We start from the raw sequence: 17676 nt of genomic DNA on the forward strand, positions 1-17676 counted from the left end.
GTAGATGAGATGGGATTGGGTAGTAAACAAAGTATTCTTGATACGATGAAGCGAGTGTATCGATATCAAGCGGCGAATCAAACTCGTAGCGTGATCCGCCGCAGCGGCAAAACGCGCTTTATCAAAGATACCGATTGGGAGCGAGGCGTATTTTGGTCGTGCACTTCGGCGGCATGGCTAGCCACTGACGATAATGAGTATCTTGAGGGTGTGATGAATTATGCGCTGCATACAGGCTTTCGCACTGGGCCCAATGCCCGTTTTGCTGATGACCACATTTGTTGCCAAGCTTACTTAGATGTTTACCCAGTCGTTGACCAAATTGAAGCGTTAGAGCCTACCATCAAAGCGCTCGACATTATGCTCGATAGCCCGGAAGCGGGGCGTAAAGATTGGTGGTGGTGTGACGCGCTGTTTATGGCACCGCCAAGCTTTGCGGCGCTGGCGAAGCAGACGGGTGAGCAAAAATACTTAGACTACATGAACACTGCCTACTGGGATTCTGTCGAGCATTTGTTTGATGAGGAAACAGGGCTGTTTTATCGCGACTATCGCTACATTCCTGATGGTACTGGCAGCGAGCTGCGCGAAGCCAATGGCAATAAAGTCTTTTGGAGCCGTGGCATTGGTTGGGTGTTAGCGTCGGTACCACGTCTAATGGCGCGGATGCCAGAAGACTATGCCCCACGTGAGCGCTACCTTGATCTCTTTACCAAGCTTGCTGAACAAGTGATTAAGTACCAACAAGCCGATGGTTTTTGGCGCACCAGTTTACTTGACCCAGAAAGTTTCCCTGCGCCAGAAAGCAGTGCCACATCACTATTTTGCTACGGCTTAGCTTGGGGGGTAAATAACGGCCATCTTGACCGTGACACTTACCTGCCTGTGATTGAAAAAGCCTGGCAAGCGCTGCAAGGCTGCATTCATGAAAACGGCATGATGGGTTGGGTACAGCTACCAGCCTTTAATCCTCGCGATGTGAAGTTTGAGCACAATATTGATTATGGTGCCGGCGCTTACATGCTTGCGGCGACGGAAGTGGCGTTATTGGCTGAATAAGCCCGAGATTGCTTATCAAAGCTGAGCCGTAAGGCTCGGCTTTTTTTATATTTAAATATCAGATAAGGAGACCACAACTCACCGTTTATGAGGAGAATTAATTCAAAAACTTTTAGCCAATAATAAATGTACTTAATATAAAAGTCGTTATTTCTACTGCTTAACGCGACGCGCAGCAGCGATAACGTGTGGCTGAAATTTAACCCTATGTTTATTTAAGGATAAATTATGTCTATAACACGAAGAAGGTTTATGAAAGGCGCGGCTGTGAGTGGCGCTTTAGCGGCAACATCCCCCGTGCACGCTTTGTCACGCTCCACCCAACCCGTGACATTAAACACACCTAGCAACCCAAAGAATATTCTTATTATTACGGCGGATCAATTAGCCAAAAAAGCAGTGGCTGGCTATGGCAATCAGTTTGTTCGTACTCCAGCGATTGATAGCTTGATCCGTAGCGGTCATCGCTTTGAAGAAGCCTACTGCGCGTTTCCACTGTGCGCCCCGTCGCGGGCTTCGTTCTGGACAGGGAAACTTCCCCATCAAACCGGTGTATACGCAAACAGTAGCCCTGATATTCCCAAGTCGATGAAAACTTTGGGGCAGATCTTTACTCAAGCGGGTTATGAATGTGTTCATTTTGGCAAGCAGCATGACTATGGCTCATTGGATGGATTCAAACGCGCGGCACAAATACAAAAAGAGTTACCCGCGAGTGAGGCTTTTCCTGTGAATTACGACAGCAGAGAAGATGTCTACTGTCTTGAAGAGAGTGTGAAGTATCTGAACGAGTACGATGGTCAAAAACCATTTTTGATGGCCGTCGAGTTCAATAATCCTCATAACATTTGTGGCTGGGTCGGCGCGTTTGAAGGCGAACATGGTGATATTGAAGGGATAGGGGAGCTACCCCCATTACCAGATAACTTTGATACAGACGCAGACTTGATGACGCGCTCTAAATCGGTGCAGTATTCGTGTTGTACTCATAACCGAACACGTCAGTCGACGCAGTGGAACGCGTTGAATTTCAGGCAGTATTTAAAAGCTTATTATCATTACACGCAACTGGCGGATGAATGCATTGGCCAGGTATTGGCGACGCTGCGCGCAAAAGGGCTGGAAGATGACACCTTAGTGGTGTTTTTTGCCGACCATGGCGACTCGATGGGCGCGCATCGCTTAGTAACCAAAATGAACTGGTTCTATCAAGAAACCACCAATGTGCCGCTGGTCTTTTCAGGCCCGGGTATCAGCCAGAAGCAAACGCACAATGAGTTGGTTTCGCTGTGTGACTTGTTACCAACCCTATGTGATTACGTTGGCATTGAGTCGCCCACTCAGTTGTATGGTCGTTCATTAATGCCGTTATTACGGGGTGAAAAAGTCGACAGCTGGCGCACCGAAGTGATCTCTCAGTGGCATACTAATCGGGAAATGACCATTCAGCCGGGGCGAATGATGCGCACTCAGCGGTATAAGTACATCGTCTACCAAGAAGACAATGACGAAGAGTTGTATGATTTGCTTAATGATCCCGGTGAAAAGAAAAACTTAAGTAAAATGAATGAGTTTTATCCGTTATTAAGTCAAATGCGCAGTCAGTTTAAATCTTATCTGGCGGAGCAAGTTGATCCTTTCCTCACCCAAGAGGCCATTATTGATAAGCGTTGGCGTGCTCACCCTGTGGGTTATAAGCATCATAAAGGTGATTCATCGATTGACCTCTACTTGCGCAATATCCGGCCGTTAGAGAAGCAAAAAGATTACTCGGCGATTGAAAAAGCCAAGCAAGAGGTTATCGTCAAAGCGAGAGCTTCTTATTGTAAAGCGTAAGGTGGCCTGTCACTTTAACAAATAAAACCAGCCGCTCAATAGAGTGGCTGGTTTTTTTTAGTCACTTAGAGCTACTTTCTCCTGAGTTCGAACTGCTCAGGCTTAGCGTCGGTGGTGGTGACGCGGATCTGAGTATTGCCTGCAGTTTGAGTGAGCGTGACTTGGTCGTTCGGGCCATTCAATTGCCATTCACCTTTGATGGCATGGAGCTTGGTGTCTTTTTGTAGCACGCTATAGACAGGTTTAAGCGCATCTTGAGCGGCAATTTTTATCGCGTATTCATACTCGCCATTGCTTGGCGCTTTGCCATGGCTATCATCGAAGGTAAGATCATAGTTAAAACTTGGCTGCTCTGCGCGTAGCATTTGATCGTACATAAGTAGCGCTGTCCAGTTCTTACTCGCCATATTGACCACATCGGGGTTGACGAAAGGCTGCTGGATATCGGCGGTTGGCCAGCGGTTATCGACCGGCACCGCCATCATGGTTTGGTCAAAATAGAGCGTGCCACTGGTATCGGGAGCGGTAATGGTTAAACGGTTCATGCCAGCACTTGGTGTGCCATCCATGTCTCTAAATGGGACTGAAATTCCCGCCAGCCGGTAAAATTTAAGCCATATTTGAACTGACTTTGAGGGCTGTCACCATGGCCAAATTGGAAGGTCAGGGACTGATCGGATGGGATCTCATTGTAGACCCAAGCCATAAAGGTGTAGGGGGTGATCTCACTGTCGTCGGTTTTGTAGCCGATATCTTGGCTGAAGACCAGTTCACTATGTGGCGTAAAGCGCCATTTCAGCGCGTTTTGACCATCTTTATAGTGTGTATTGCTAATGGTGAGCGGGTTTGACGATGTGGTCGTGATAGAAGAGGGCAGTCCATTCTCAAAGAAATACATGAAGCCGCCGGGCTCGATTTTTCCTCCTTCTCCTTGGTAGCTATTCAGCTCATCGGTATTACAAGCGGTTAAGGCGATGACCAAACTCATGGCTAGATAGCTTGGTTTACACTGTCGCATGATGTTCATTTGCTTTTCCCTTATTTTCGTTTATTGGTTGTTGAAGGGTAATGAAAGTTGCTTGGTGATTTATTGAACAGGATCACAGTGACTATTAACAGCTGGCTTTCGACTGCTTTCATTTTGACTGTTTGGTTGTGCATCACATTTCAAAATCTTTCACTACAGGGGCTGTCTTTCGTTTTTACCGCTTAATTACTTTCGTTGGTGATATTTTGCACACGTTTGATGGTTTGTTTTTGCCAATTTTTGTTTATTTGATCGTGATATCTTTTCATTAATCTACTTTTGGTACGGTGGCTTCGCCAATAAACGAAAACAAACGGAGCTAAAAATGATAAAACTCTCCCCAATCACGGCTGCCTTATCGGTCGCATTGCTTGCAACGCCCGGGTGGGTGATGGCCGAAATGTCCACCAGTTCAGTGTCGATCTCAGCGTTGATGAGTGATGCAGAGGTTGCACAGGAGTTTGTCCGTCTGCGTACCCGCTGGGCGGAAAACTTTCTCGGTGACCCGAGTGCCCCTTTTGACGCGACGCTAAAGAAAATGGTCGTGAGTACCAACAACAACGCGCAAAAACAGTGGTCAGCGATGAACACCGATGCCGGGCGCTTAAGTTTGTGGGACGACGTGGTGTTGGATAAGATCACGCCAGAAGGGCAGAAAAAGCTCGGCGCTGCAATTCGTACTTCTTATCAGCGCTTATTTATGATGGCGAAAGCCTACCGCCTTCGAGATGGGAATCTGCAAGGTAACCCGCAACTGCTGGCGGCGATTGTCGATGGTATGACTTTCCTTAACCAGCACTACTATCAGGTTGGGGGCAAAGAGTGGGGCAACTGGTGGCATTGGGAGCTGGCCATTCCCCGAGATATTCATAACACCTTGGCGCTGATTTATGATGACGTGGAGCAACAGGTGATAACCGATCACTTGGCAGCGACGCGTTACTTTACCCCAGAGGCAACCCATCTTGGCGCGGGGCCTGGAGCGAAATGGTCGTCGAACCCGAGATACCGAGTGTCGACAGGAGGCAATCGTACCGACAATACTCAGGTGGTACTGCTGCGTGGCATATTGTCGCATAATGAAAATGAAGTCGAAGCGGCGATCGCTGGGCTACCTGCTGTTTTGCAATACGTGACTGAGAAAGATGGTTTTTACCAAGATGGCTCCTTTATTCAACATGGCGACATTGCTTACAACGGCACTTATGGCAACGTGCTACTGGGTGGGCTTGGCTTGCAAATCAATTTAATGGCGGGCTCTAAGTGGCCCGCAGACTCCCCGGCGCTCCAACAGATCTATCCCATTATCCTTAAAAGCTATGAGCCATTACTTTATCAAGGCATGATGCTGGACTTTGTCAATGGCCGAGCCATTTCACGTAACAAAGAGCAGAACCACAATGTTGGCCATCAGGTGATGAGCTCCATTTTGCACTATATTGATGGCGCGCCAAGTCAATATAAGTCGCACTTACGCTCGATGGTTAAGACGCTGATTTTAGAAGATAATTATAAAGACTTCTTCGCCTCGGCGTCGAATATTGCTAACTATCAGAAAGCGCGCGCGTTGGTGGACGATGCAGCGGTGACGCCAAGGTCTGAGCTGATCGGCCACTTTAATTTCCCCGCCATGGATCGCAGTGTGCACCGACGTCCTGGTTGGGTGTTTGCACTAGCGATGCACTCTAGCCGGTTGGGTAACTTTGAATGCATGAACAAAGAAAACCGTAAAGGCTGGTTTACCGGTGATGGCATGACCTACTTGTACAACGGCCAGCAAGACCACTACACCGATTACTGGCCCGTGGTCGATAGCCATCGACTTGCAGGCACCACTGTTGATGCTGAGCAGATGCAAGAGTGTAAGGGGCAGCGCAATCAGATCAAAGGTGGGCGTAAATCCACCATGCATTGGGTTGGATCGGTAAAACTGGCCAATTATGGCGTGGCAGGGATGACGTTTACTAACTGGAACGACACACTTTCAGCGAAGAAATCCTGGTTTATGTTGGACGATGAAGTGGTGATGCTCGGCTCGGATATCCTCTCTGCCACAGCCTCACCTGTGACCACCGTGCTCGCGAATAGAAAGGTGGCAGCAAAGGGCAGCACAAAGGTGTTACTGAATGGCTCGGCATGGGACGGCCTTAATGGCGTAAGCCGCGATGTTCGTTCGATAAGTATTCGCAATGATCAGCTCACCAACAGTGATTTGAGCTATGTCTTTTTTGCTCCGAGCGAAGTAGCGGTTAAGCGCGAGCAGCGCAGCGGAAATTGGTCTGAAATTGGCACCCGCACCGGATTGGTGAAGGGGGAATTTGTTTCCGCGCAGCTCGCCCATGACGCAAGCCAATCGGATTATGCGTATGCCTTGCTACCGAATGCCAACGCGCAAGAGGTGCAGGCTTATGTGGCCAAACCTATACTTTCAATTGTGCGCAAAGATGCCTTGGCGCATGCGGTTTACGATAAAACGCTCAACTTGCTCGCCGCCAATGTCTGGGAAGGGGGCGAAGTTAGGGTTAACGATCAACTCACCACGTTCGACCCGATGGCGATAATGGTTCAGCAAGAGGCTGGGCTCTATCAAGTCGCCATTTCTGAACCGACTCAACTGCAAACCACGCTGCGTTTCAAGTTGCATAAGCATATGACGCTGGTGGATGATCCGCAAAACCGAGTACAAATTAATGCACAGCATGAACTGGTGGTGGATGTGAGTGGGCTGAAAGGACAAAGCTATCACTTTTCAGTGCGCTAATTAGTTAACCCTTCTGATTTTGCTCAGCCGACGGTTTTGACCGTCGGCTTTTTTATCGGGTTAGGCTATTTTCGTTTATGCTCGCTTTTTTCTTTCGTTTTCGATTGCTATATCAAATTGACGATTTTAGCTTTCAATTGCTTTTGGGTTGGTTGTTATTGTGAGCCTTGTCATTTTATTTTTTCGTTTTCTTTCGTAGTATTTTCAAACTTCTTCGATATGAACGATGGATATTGCGATGAATCAAACGCCTCAGGCGCGTTTTCACATGATGGCAAAACCGGCGAGTTATCGCTGTAACTTAAAGTGTGACTACTGCTTTTATTTAGAAAAAGAGACCTTACTTCAAGGTGAATCGTTAGGCGAGGGGAAGAGCCCACAGGCTTCCAATCCATCGGAAAACATGTCGGATACCTTGCTCAAACGCTACGTACGTGACTACATTCGCTCGCAAGACAGTGACAGTGTGGATTTTGCTTGGCAGGGCGGGGAGCCGACTCTAGCCGGGCTAGACTTCTATAAAAAGCTGGTGAGGTATCAGGCGCAATACGCCGATGGCAAAACCATTACCAACAGTTTTCAAACCAACGCGATTGCGATTAACCGTCAATGGGCCGAGTTTTTTGCCAAGCACAACTTCTTAATTGGTGTGTCGATTGATGGGCTTGCAGAGGTGCATGATAAATATCGCATTTCAGTCAATGGTAAACCCACGTTCGCCCGAGTTAAACAGGCCATTGATCTGCTCAAAGAGTACCAGGTTGAGTTTAATACTCTCACGGTGATCAATGATCAAAACTGGCAATACGGTAAAGAAACCTACCACGCGCTTAAGCAGCTCGGTAGTCAGTTCATGCAGTTTATCCCAATTGTGGAAGTCGAGGCCCATTGCCAGCAAGGGCTAAATGGTCATTACTCCCCTAGCGCCAACGCGAAACTCACCCATTTTTCGGTGCCTGCCCATGGTTACGGTCAGTTTATGACTGATGTATTTGACGAGTGGGTCAAAGAGGACATTGGTACGGTTTATGTGCGCATGTTTGACAGCATTCTTGCCACTTGGATGGGCTATCCCGCGTCTGTATGCGTGCAATCGAAGCAGTGTGGCCAGGCGATGATCTTAGAGTCAAATGGTGATGTCTATTCGTGTGATCACTACGTTTATCCCGCCAATAAGCTCGGCAATATCAGCCAGACTAACATAGCGCAGCTTGCGACTGGCAAACAGCAACAACGATTTGGTAAGGCCAAGCACAGTAAGCTGACTTCAATATGCCAACAGTGTGAGCTACAAGCACTCTGTTATGGCGGCTGCCCAAAACATCGCATTGAGGCCATTCAAGGGGAAAAACATAAGCACAACTATTTGTGCGCTTCCTATCAGCGGATCTTCAATCATACCGCGCCTGCGATGCACTTAATGAGCCAAGAAATCCAAGCGGGCGGCGTGGCCGCCAGTGTGATGCCGATGCTGAGGCACTTATAACCAACCCTCGCAGCATCGAATGAGTTAATCCAATACAACCAACAGTGATATCCAAAATAAAGGAGTGGAGAATGAACCTGTTATTGCCGAGAAAAACCGCCCTCGCCGGTTTGATTGCGGCGGCTTGCACCGTTACCCCGTTAATGAGTCAGGCAGCCCAGAAGGTGGAACAACCTAACGTGTTATTGATTGTGATGGACGATCTCGGCACGGCGCAGCTGGACTTTGCCCTAGATAACATTAACAAGCAGGAACTGGCAAAACGTAAAGTTCCTGAGCGTTACGATGGCGACTTTGACCAATTGTATGATGCGGCCAAACGCTCTATGCCCAACATTACTAAGCTTGCCAATGAAGGGGTGCGAATGACCAACGCCTACGTGGCAACCCCAGTATGTGGGCCTTCTCGCGCAGGGATGATGACAGGTCGATTCCCCCACAGCTTTGGTACATACAGTAACGATGATGCGAAGCTTGGTATTCCGCTAGACATTAAACTCTTGCCTGCGCTGATGCACGAAAATGGTTATACCACGGCGAACATCGGTAAATACCATAATGCAAAAGTACGTAAAGTGTTTAAGCCAAAAGATGAGCAGAGCCGTGACTACCACGATAACCAAATCTCCATCGCGGAACCGGGTTATGGCCCTGAAGAGCGAGGCTTTGACTACTCTTACAGCTATTATGTCTCAGGCGCCGCGCTGTACAACTCGCCAACCGTGTTTAGAAATGGCGAGAACATTCCAGCGCCAGGTTATCTAACCCATAACCTTACCAATGAGACCATTGAGTTTATTGAAAAAGCGGACAAAACCGACAAACCGTTTTTCATCAACTTAGCTTACAGCGTGCCGCATATTCCGCTAGAACAGCCGGCACCGGCTAAATATATGGAACGCTTTAATACCGGTAATGTGGAAGTTGATAAATATTACGCACACGTCAACGCATCCGATGAAGGTATTGGCAAGATCATCGCTAAACTCAAAGAGATGGGTGAGTATGAGAACACCCTGATCTTCTTCCTTTCAGACAATGGCGCGGTGCACGAGTCGCCAATGCCGATGAACGGCATGAACCGCGCCTTTAAAGGCCAACGCTACCGTGGCGGTGTCCATGTGCCGTTTGTTGCGCACTGGAAAGGTAAGCTTCCTGAAGGGCGAGTGGATAACACCATGATCTCAGCGATGGATATCCTGCCGACCGCACTGGCAGCCGCCAAGATTGATATTCCAGCTGAAATGAAAGTGGATGGCAAAGACATCATGCCTCTGCTAAATGGCAAAAAACAACAGCCGCACCCTTACCTGTACTGGGCTGGCCCACGTGCGCTTCATTATGACGCCACTAACACCGGATTTTGGAGCAATTACTGGAAGTGGATCACCTTCGAAACCAATGAGTTTATCCCAAGTCCATATATCGAAAAGCACTCGAAAGGCGAGTGGGCGATTAAAGATCAAGAGTGGTCGCTGCACTACTACGATGATGGCAAAGGCGAGTTCGAGTTATATCACTACGCCAAAGATCCAGCGGAATCGGTCAACTTAGCTAAGCAGTACCCGGACAAAGTAAAAGCGCTAAAAATGGCGTTTTATGACTGGGTGAAAACCAAGCCTGCCCCTATCGCCTGGGGGCAAGATCGTTATCAGATCTTAACCGACTCAGCCAAGTAAGCGTTGAGTAACACAGCATAGGCCTCTTCGGAGGCCTTTATTGATGCATTCCCTGCTAGCAAAAGAGAAGTACTATGCGTAAGACGATTGCCTCCACCCCTCGCCCCACCATTCCTTATGAACATCCTGACGCCGCAATGTATTGCAAACTGTTTAAAGAGAACCTGATCCGCTTAAGGCATAAAAAACGTGCCTATTCGCGTCACGATGACATGATTCAGGCGCTTTTTAGCCGTGAGGGCGAGTCGTTAAAGTGCTTGTGTGAAACCTGGGTCAGCTATACCGCAGAGGCATTTGAACACTATGCGGTTTGGGATTGCAGCCATGCTTATTACCCTGGCCGGCCGAGCCAGCAAACGGCGCGCACTGATGCGATGGAAGGGGTCAGTCGTGTACTGCCAACCTTAGCGGCTTGGCTACATGCTCATCCAGAAGGCACTCCGCTATTGGGATTAAACGGTAAGCCGATGGATGTGGTCGCGATCATTTGCTCCGCCTTGTTAGCGGGTACCGATCCGAGTCATCAAGGTTATTGGGGCGAACTGCACGACTACGATCAGCGCATTTGTGAAAGTGCTGATTTGGCTTTGGTGCTTTGGCTGAGTAAAAAGCAGGTCTGGGCCCAGTTCGATGCCCGCCAAAAGCAGCAAGTGAGCACTTGGTTTAAGCAAGTGAACCAGCTCAATACGGTCGATAACAACTGGCACCTTTTTATTCTTACCGTGCAGTTTGTGTTGAAAGATCTTACCGAAGAAGAGCGGGTAGATAGGGATAAGTATGAGCGGATAAAAGAGTTCTACGTCGGTGACGGTTGGTTCCGTGATGGTGCGAACGGTAACTACGATTATTACAACGCTTGGGGATTCTTTTACTCTCTTTATTGGCTTGATCAAATTGATCCAAGCTTTGATCGGCCGTTTATTCAGCAAGCCATGAGCGATTTTGTCGCGGGTTATCGTTACTTTTTTACCCCGCAAGGTTTGCCGCTGTTTGGCCGCAGCGCGTGCTATCGCTTATCTGCGTCTGCGCCTTTGTTAGCCGCGGTAGATCAACACTCGAGTGCGATTGAGCTCGGTGAAGCCAAGCGCGCATTTCGCACCAACTTACAGTACTTTATCGCCAATGGTGCACTGAAAAACGGCGCTCCGACGCAAGGGGTGTTTGGCGATGATGGCCGATTGGTGGATAACTACAGCGGCCCTGCCAGCAGTTTTTGGTCTCTGCGGGCGTTAAATATTGCGCTTTACTCTGCCCAGCGGATCGGGCTATGGGAGGCACAAGAAACTCCGCTTGAAATCGAAAAAGGCGACTTTGATTTCACCCTCAGCGCCATTGAAGCGCGTGTGATCGGAACTTTCAAAACGAAAGAGGTCACAGTTTTGTTTCAGTCCGACTACACCGATAAGCAAAGCCCAATATCCCGTCAATTAAGCCGTCAAAGCTTGAAATATAAGTGTTTAGAGCTGCTCACAGGACGAGCGGCTCGGCCAAAAAACAACTTGTTACGTAAGGGGATTACCTGCTATTCATCGAAAATGAGTCATTTCTTTTGATTTCATATGCTTTCGTTTCGAAAAGAAATGTGATCGTGATCTATTTACTTTCTTTGATTTTCGAATAGCATAAAAGCGAAAGGTAACGAAGGTTTTGAGGTTTTTATATGTTTTTGGTTTCATCTCGTGAAATGCTGCACAAAGCGCAGTTAGGCGGTTACGCTGTGCCCGCATTTAATATTCATAATCTGGAAACCGTGCAAGTGGTGGTCGAGACGGCTGCAGAAATGCGTTCGCCAGTGATCTTGGCTGGTACGCCGGGCACTTATGCTTACGCGGGTACGGATTACTTAGTCGGTATCTGTAAAGAAGCGGCGAAACGTTATGAAATGCCGATCGCACTGCACTTAGATCACCATGAGTCTTACTCGGACATTTGCCAGAAGGTGCAAGCTGGTATTAAGTCGGCGATGATTGATGGCTCTCATTTGCCATTTGAGGAAAACATCGCGGTGGTGAAAAAAGTAGTGCAGTTCTGCCATCGTTGGGATTGCAGCGTTGAAGCTGAGCTGGGTCGTTTAGGTGGCCAGGAAGATGATCTTATCGTCGACGCGAAAGATGCGCTCTACACCGACCCAGACAACGCGATTGAGTTTATCCAAAAAACCGGCATTGACTCGCTCGCTATTGCCATTGGTACCGCGCATGGCATGTATAAAGAAGAACCACGTTTAGATTTTGATCGTTTAGGCATTATTCGTGGAAAAACTGATGTGCCTTTGGTGCTGCATGGCGCTTCTGGTGTGCCAGACCAAGACGTTCGCCGCTGTATCGAGCTTGGCATCACCAAGGTGAACGTGGCCACAGAGCTTAAGATCGCGTTTTCCGATGCCGTTAAACAGTTTTTTATTGAAAACCCTACCGCCAATGACCCTCGTCACTACATCGTTCCGGGTAAGCAGGCTATGAAACAAGTGGTGCAAGATAAAATCCGTGTTTGTGGTAGTGAAGGAAAGATTTAACCCATCCTATAGGTAATGAAACACTATTGTTAGTGCTCCTGGCTATGTCAATTAGCATTCCCCCGTCGCTAATGGCATAGCCCTTTTTTTAATCAAAATCGTTAGGCCGATAAACAATGAACGAGTGTCACGCAGCACCTCAAAAAAACGTCTCGCAAAAGAAAATCGCCATCATTGGTGAATGCATGATCGAATTAAGCGGTCAGCCATTTCAGCTCCAAACCCAAAGTTTTGGCGGAGATACGCTTAACACCGCGGTTTACTTATCTCGCCTGCAAGAAGGCCTAACTCCGTATTACGTTACTGGGCTTGGCTGTGATAGCTACAGCCAGTTGATGAAACAGAGTTGGCAGCAAGAAGGGATCAACACCTCATTGGTGGTGAATGTCGAAGATAAGCTACCGGGCCTCTATTCGATCCAAATCGATGACCAAGGGGAGCGTAGCTTTCATTACTGGCGTAGTGACTCCGCCGCGCGCTACTTGTGTGAACAGCCCCAGTTTGAGCAGTTGGCGGAGCAGCTCAAGCAGATGGACTTGATTTATTTATCTGGGATCTCGCTGGCTATCTTAGCCGATGACAACAAAGCCATCTTGCTTGGTGCTTTAGCCCGCCTTAAGCAGCTCGGGGTTAAGGTAGCCGTTGATTCGAACTACCGTCCACGTTTATGGCGTAACCGTTTTGAAGCGCGCAATTGGCTCGAGCAGCTATACCGCTTAAGTGATATTGCGTTGGTCACGGGCGAGGATGAAGAACTGTTATTAGGTCTTGAAGATACCCCCGCAGAGCTTATTGCTGAGCGTCTGCACCTGTTGGGGGTTGAGCAAGTGGTGGTCAAGCTCGGAGCGAAGGGCGCGATGTGGTCTCATGCTGGGCAGCGCGGATATGTAGTGGGGAACCGAGTTAGCCAAGTGGTCGATACCACCGCCGCGGGCGATTCGTTCAATGGTGCCTATTTAGCCGCATGGTGCAGTGGGATGTCGATGGCCGAGTGCTGTCATTGGGGCAACAAACTCGCCGCACAAGTTATCCAATTTAAAGGCGCCATTATCGCCAAGCAATCAACCCGTCTTATTTCTACTTTAATGAGTGAACAAAATGAACAGTAATCCATGGACTGAACAGTTGCGCCGTTTGCGCGTGATGCCAGTGATCCAAATTGAAGATGCCGATGATGCAGAGCCATTGGCGAGAGTGCTATTAGAAAATGGCTTGCCGGCCGCCGAGATCACTTTTAGAACTTCGGCTGCGGCGATGGCGATCTCCCGTATTCGCCGCGCGTATCCTGAAATCATTTTATGTGCAGGCACGGTCCTCACCGCGGAGCAAGCGGATCTTGCGCTGGCCGCAGGCGCCGATTTTGTGGTGAGCCCAGGGTTTAATCCCAATACGGTTAAACACTGCTTAGCCAATGACATTACCATTATTCCCGGCGTTAACAACCCAAGCCAGGTCGAGCAAGCGCTTGAAATGGGGCTCAATACGCTTAAGTTTTTCCCGGCAGAAGCTTCAGGCGGTATCAATATGCTCAAGTCTCTTACTGGTCCTTACGGCAATATTCAGCTTATGCCGACTGGTGGAGTGAAGCCAAATAACTTACTCGACTATTTGGCCATTCCTCAAGTAGTGGCTTGCGGCGGTACTTGGATCGCACCAACCGAAGCCATTCGAAACCACGATTGGCAAACCATTACTAACAACGTACGCGAAACGTGCAAACTGATTGGTCAGTAGGAGAGTTTGAAGATGACAAAACAAGTTGCGGTTCTATTAGCCGATGGGTTTGAAGAGGGCGAAGCTGTGGTCTTCATCGACATCATGCGCCGTTTAGATATTGAAGTAGATGTACTCTCGTGCATGGAAACGACCAAGCTGCAAAGTTACTTTGAAACCCGCATTAGCGCCGATGATACGCTAAGCAACCATTGCCATCAGTATTACGATGCAGTGATGATGCCCGGCGGGCCAAAAGGGACAGATAACTTATCCGCAAACCCTATGGTGATTGAGTTCCTTAAACGGCATATTGAAGCGGATAAGTATATCTGTGCGCTGTGCTCATCCGGCGCTAAGGTCTTGGCAGCCAACCACTTACTTCAAGGGCGCAATTACACCACTGGTGGAGGCTTAGAGAAGAAGTTCACCGATGGAAGTTTTCTCGATAAGAAAGTGGTGATTGACGGAAAGTTTATTAGCGGAAAAGGTCTAGGCGTAAGCTTCGAGTTTGCCTTTAGTGTCGCTAAAGCGCTGCTAACCGATGAGCAAGAAAAAGTCGACTGGCAAGCAAGACATATTTACTTCGATCGTTAATAATATGTTACAACCCAATTAACGGTTTGGGGGGTGTTTCTAAATCATTTATGGTCGTGATGCCAATGAAATAACTTACTGGAAGAGAGCGCGTTCAATTAAGGGGCGACCACCTTATCGTGCATTTTTCTGATTTGGAAAAGCCAATGGTTTTGCCCACTAAAAACTGAGTCGATCAAGGGTTCCTTACACTCCTTTTGGGGTTTTGTTGCGTAATTTTACGGTACTAAATCAGGAAATTACGATCTGGTTAGCTACATTCTTTACTTCATGCAGAACCAAGCCAAAACCTCGCCATGAAATTGATCACAGGGAGCAGTACAACCAAGCTTTGATTAACCGAGATAGCCCTCGTCGTTTAGTGATTTAGTAATTACGACTGCACTCATAGTTCAATACAACACCTAGCTACTACTGCTACTGGCCTTAATCGAAGTGTTGGAATACGCAGAAGATGAGGATGTTATCTATTCGGACAGTGATTACTGTGTGAAAGGTTTCAATATTTGGATGGACGATTGGAAAGACCGAGGTTGGCGTCGAGCGGATAAGAAACCCGTCAAGAACCGTCATCTGTGGCAACAAGTAGATGAGTTGAGTTCTAGGAAGTATGTCGAGGTACTTAAAGTCAAAGCACACTCTGGCATTGAAGGAAACGAGAGAGCAGACTTGTTAGCGGTTGAAGCCGCTACCCTATAACGCCAATGAAGCGCAGCTTGTGGGATGTACTCCACAAGCTGCTATACTCATTTGTTTTTAGTATTGATGATGCCGATGACTTCTCTTAACGTGCAGGTATTTCCTGATGACCTAATGACTTCTAATGGCCAATGAAAAGTTTAAAATACCTATCATCAAACTGGGTAACCCGTTTCTACCTTCGCCTGATGAAGTCTCAGAATTTCTGGGGCTTCCTGTCTCGCCCAGAGAAAAAATAAAGTGGTTAAATGCGTCAGTGGTAAAGAGTACCCTGCCGACAGACCGTACGCTGGATAACATTAGCAAGGATGGAATACGATGGGCATCGATACGTCAGTTTGCTTGGCAATTAGCGAAAGTATTTGTTCGAAAAGGGTTGACCTTCAACGTATCTCTCTCCACTGGCGGTATTCATAAAGCAGACTTATCTTTTTGGTGGTCTCACACTCTTAAAGGCATTCAAAAAGGGTTGTCTTCGGCTTCTAGTGAGATAAATGTCGGTCTCTTGGTCAGCCATATCGATGGACGTTGCGCCGCCTATCAAAAACAGTTGGCTTTTATTCAGGATGCTCCTGATGTTAGTGAGGGCAACCAAAGTGAGCTAATCTCAGGCTATTACCTACCCGTTCTCGATTTTACGTTGCTCAGTGAGCAAGAAAAGGCGCTTGTGAAAAGCTGGCTCAAATCGCCAAGTAAATCTGCCTCACAAGAAACTGAGCAGGCTATGCTGTGTTTCAAGCATGATTTTTGGTTGTCCTTAATGTCGGTCATTGATGCAATGTTTCTTGAAGATTGGGATAAACACTATGCAGAGTTCACTCCTAGTTCTTATGCCCGACAATACGGGGTGTTCGGTCAGGTTTTTAAGCGAGAAGAGAGCACATTCCTTGGCAAGTTTTTTGGCCTATTAAAAGAGCAGACTAATCAGACTTACGCTCAGCTATCGGAGTATGTTGCCTTACCTTTTAGTGAGCATGAGCGAAATGGTGTACTAAAGCGCGATGTTCAACAAGAACGCTTCAAAGAGTGGCGTAGCGGAAAAACCCTCTCCTCTGTAAAAGCCTTGAGTACGTTTTTTGACAACATGGATGTAGGGCGTCAAGGTACGGATTTACTGATATACGCACTGTTTATGAGAGCGCTTGATAAGGAGGGAGGCTGTGCGTTACCGGATATCTATACGACAAATCGTTACCAGCGTTACTACCAACACCATGCATACTAGGCTGCACTAAAGCAGCCTAGGTCCGCTTTTACTTTTTGCTTGGTGGGTTATTGGTGCGACCTCCACCTGATGGATTCGAGGTGCCGTTTTTAGTCGGCCATAGCGGGGCGTTGTTTCCTGATTGTTGTTTATTTCCCATGGGTTGCTCCTTTTCGTTGAGGTTGCTGACGAATATTCGTCGACAACCATCATGCATGAATATGGAGAGCCATAGGGAGGGGGGAAAGAGCGAAAGTTACTGGGAGTGACTAAGTGCTTTTTCGTTGATCTCTAATGTAGATGTGTACCGCCCCTGCTTGAGTATGCCTTCTGTCTATTTCAAACAGTTCAGTCGCCTCAATGAGCTGACTCAGAGTGTTGAAGCCGTAGTTTTTTGAACTGAAGTCAGGGTATTGTCTTTTGATTAGGCCACCACATTGGCCCAGAAAAGACCAGCCGTCCTCGTCTTGGTATTCACTGGCAGCGCCTCGTAGGATATTCAACAGCTTCGTATCACCTCGTAGTTTATTGCGAGTCTCACGAGGCTCTGCTTTCTTGGGTTTCTCTGAAATGACAGCAGTGACTTCTTCTTTTGGCGCGTATCGCTCTTTAAGGACTTCAGTGTAAATAAAGTCATCACACGCATTACGAAAGGCGAGTGGTGTTTTCTTCTCACCGACACCAAAGACATAAATTTGAGACTCTTTGAGGCGTGAAGCCAACTTGGTGAAATCACTGTCGCTACTGATGAGAGCAAAAGCGTCATACTTATTTGAGTAGAGCAAGTCCATGGCATCAATGATCATGGCAGCATCAGAGGAGTTTTTGCCCTGAGTGTACGAAAACTGCTGAATAGGATTGATTGCCAACTCATTGAGTGGTTGTTTCCAGTTCTTTAAACATTCTGAACTCCAGTCACCATACGCTTTTTTTACCAGAATATGTCCGTGTTTAGAGAGCTCTTTGAGCACAAAATCTAAAACTGCATATTGTGCGTTTTCTGCGTCGATTAAGACGGCAATTTTCTTTTCAGAGTCTATATCAATCAAATCCATGTCCTTATGAGCTAAAGGTGAGAGCACCTAGGTGTAGTTCAATGA

The 17676-nt window shown here is 47.6% G+C and carries 12 protein-coding genes and 2 pseudogenes; 12 read left to right on the plus strand and 2 right to left on the minus strand.

Annotated features, from left to right (window positions below; translation table 11 throughout):
- The first annotated feature begins 9 nt into the window (after positions 1-9).
- Both OH461_RS12375 and OH461_RS12380 read left to right on the plus strand, forming a co-directional pair.
- Positions 10-1059 carry a glycoside hydrolase family 88/105 protein gene (locus OH461_RS12375; RefSeq protein WP_270020927.1) on the plus strand — a complete coding sequence of 350 codons (1050 nt, stop codon included), beginning with the start codon at positions 10-12 and terminating at the stop codon, positions 1057-1059.
- A gap of 228 nt (positions 1060-1287) precedes the next feature.
- On the plus strand, positions 1288-2895 hold the full coding sequence (locus OH461_RS12380) for a sulfatase-like hydrolase/transferase (RefSeq protein ID WP_270020928.1): 1608 nt from the start codon (positions 1288-1290) through the stop codon (positions 2893-2895).
- Between the two features lie 71 nt (positions 2896-2966).
- Here the strand turns inward: OH461_RS12380 and OH461_RS20125 are convergent.
- Positions 2967-3922, minus strand: a pseudogene (locus OH461_RS20125) (chondroitinase family protein).
- A 400-nt stretch (positions 3923-4322) separates the two neighbouring features.
- On the opposite strand from OH461_RS20125, the gene OH461_RS12395 reads away from it, so the two are divergent.
- The 10 genes and pseudogenes from OH461_RS12395 (at position 4323) to OH461_RS12440 (ending at position 16597) form a co-directional block, all read left to right on the plus strand.
- Positions 4323-6683 (plus strand): polysaccharide lyase 8 family protein, encoded by a 2361-nt coding sequence (locus OH461_RS12395; RefSeq protein WP_270020931.1) that lies wholly within the window; start codon positions 4323-4325, stop codon positions 6681-6683.
- 238 nt (positions 6684-6921) lie between these two features.
- Positions 6922-8169: an anaerobic sulfatase maturase gene (locus OH461_RS12400; RefSeq protein WP_270020932.1), complete on the plus strand. Its 1248-nt coding sequence runs from the start codon at positions 6922-6924 to the stop codon at positions 8167-8169.
- A gap of 71 nt (positions 8170-8240) precedes the next feature.
- Positions 8241-9848 (plus strand): sulfatase family protein, encoded by a 1608-nt coding sequence (locus tag OH461_RS12405; protein ID WP_270020933.1) that lies wholly within the window; start codon positions 8241-8243, stop codon positions 9846-9848.
- A gap of 74 nt (positions 9849-9922) precedes the next feature.
- A complete protein-coding gene (locus OH461_RS12410; RefSeq protein ID WP_270020934.1) occupies positions 9923-11401 on the plus strand; it encodes a DUF2264 domain-containing protein in 1479 nt (492 codons plus the stop codon).
- Between the two features lie 107 nt (positions 11402-11508).
- The gene (locus OH461_RS12415) at positions 11509-12363 is read left to right on the plus strand and encodes a tagatose bisphosphate family class II aldolase (RefSeq protein WP_270020935.1); all 855 of its coding nucleotides are present in this window, start codon (positions 11509-11511) and stop codon (positions 12361-12363) included.
- A gap of 116 nt (positions 12364-12479) precedes the next feature.
- Positions 12480-13472: a sugar kinase gene (locus OH461_RS12420; RefSeq protein ID WP_270020936.1), complete on the plus strand. Its 993-nt coding sequence runs from the start codon at positions 12480-12482 to the stop codon at positions 13470-13472.
- Positions 13462-14097: a bifunctional 4-hydroxy-2-oxoglutarate aldolase/2-dehydro-3-deoxy-phosphogluconate aldolase gene (locus tag OH461_RS12425; protein WP_270020937.1), complete on the plus strand. Its 636-nt coding sequence runs from the start codon at positions 13462-13464 to the stop codon at positions 14095-14097. The genes OH461_RS12420 and OH461_RS12425 overlap by 11 nt, the downstream gene beginning before the upstream one ends.
- 6 nt (positions 14098-14103) lie before the next feature.
- Entirely contained in the window at positions 14104-14673 is a 570-nt protein-coding gene (locus OH461_RS12430; RefSeq protein WP_270020938.1) for a DJ-1/PfpI family protein, read from the plus strand.
- Positions 14674-15084: 411 nt separating this feature from the next.
- Positions 15085-15372, plus strand: a pseudogene (locus OH461_RS12435) (RNase H family protein); the annotation flags it as partial.
- 124 nt (positions 15373-15496) lie between these two features.
- Positions 15497-16597, plus strand: coding sequence for a hypothetical protein (locus OH461_RS12440; RefSeq protein WP_270020939.1), 1101 nt, complete (start codon positions 15497-15499; stop codon positions 16595-16597).
- A 248-nt stretch (positions 16598-16845) separates the two neighbouring features.
- Here OH461_RS12440 and OH461_RS12445 read toward each other — a convergent pair whose 3' ends face one another.
- Positions 16846-17625, minus strand: coding sequence for an NYN domain-containing protein (locus OH461_RS12445; protein WP_270020940.1), 780 nt, complete (start codon positions 17623-17625; stop codon positions 16846-16848).
- Positions 17626-17676: the final 51 nt, after the last annotated feature.

This window comes from Vibrio sp. LaRot3 (assembly GCF_027587025.1).
Lineage (GTDB): Bacteria > Pseudomonadota > Gammaproteobacteria > Enterobacterales > Vibrionaceae > Vibrio.

Bases quoted from the DNA above. Each gene is read 5' to 3' on its own strand.
- OH461_RS12420 (WP_270020936.1), top strand. From the start codon at position 12,480: ATGAACGAGTGTCACGCAGCACCTCAAAAAAACGTCTCGCAAAAGAAA.
- OH461_RS12415 (WP_270020935.1), top strand. From the start codon at position 11,509: ATGTTTTTGGTTTCATCTCGTGAAATGCTGCACAAAGCGCAGTTAGGC.
- OH461_RS12395 (WP_270020931.1), top strand. From the start codon at position 4,323: ATGTCCACCAGTTCAGTGTCGATCTCAGCGTTGATGAGTGATGCAGAG.
- OH461_RS12375 (WP_270020927.1), top strand. From the start codon at position 10: ATGGGATTGGGTAGTAAACAAAGTATTCTTGATACGATGAAGCGAGTG.
- OH461_RS12410 (WP_270020934.1), top strand. From the start codon at position 9,923: ATGCGTAAGACGATTGCCTCCACCCCTCGCCCCACCATTCCTTATGAA.
- OH461_RS12405 (WP_270020933.1), top strand. From the start codon at position 8,241: ATGAACCTGTTATTGCCGAGAAAAACCGCCCTCGCCGGTTTGATTGCG.
- OH461_RS12400 (WP_270020932.1), top strand. From the start codon at position 6,922: ATGAATCAAACGCCTCAGGCGCGTTTTCACATGATGGCAAAACCGGCG.
- OH461_RS12425 (WP_270020937.1), top strand. From the start codon at position 13,462: ATGAACAGTAATCCATGGACTGAACAGTTGCGCCGTTTGCGCGTGATG.
- OH461_RS12380 (WP_270020928.1), top strand. From the start codon at position 1,288: ATGTCTATAACACGAAGAAGGTTTATGAAAGGCGCGGCTGTGAGTGGC.
- OH461_RS12440 (WP_270020939.1), top strand. From the start codon at position 15,497: ATGGCCAATGAAAAGTTTAAAATACCTATCATCAAACTGGGTAACCCG.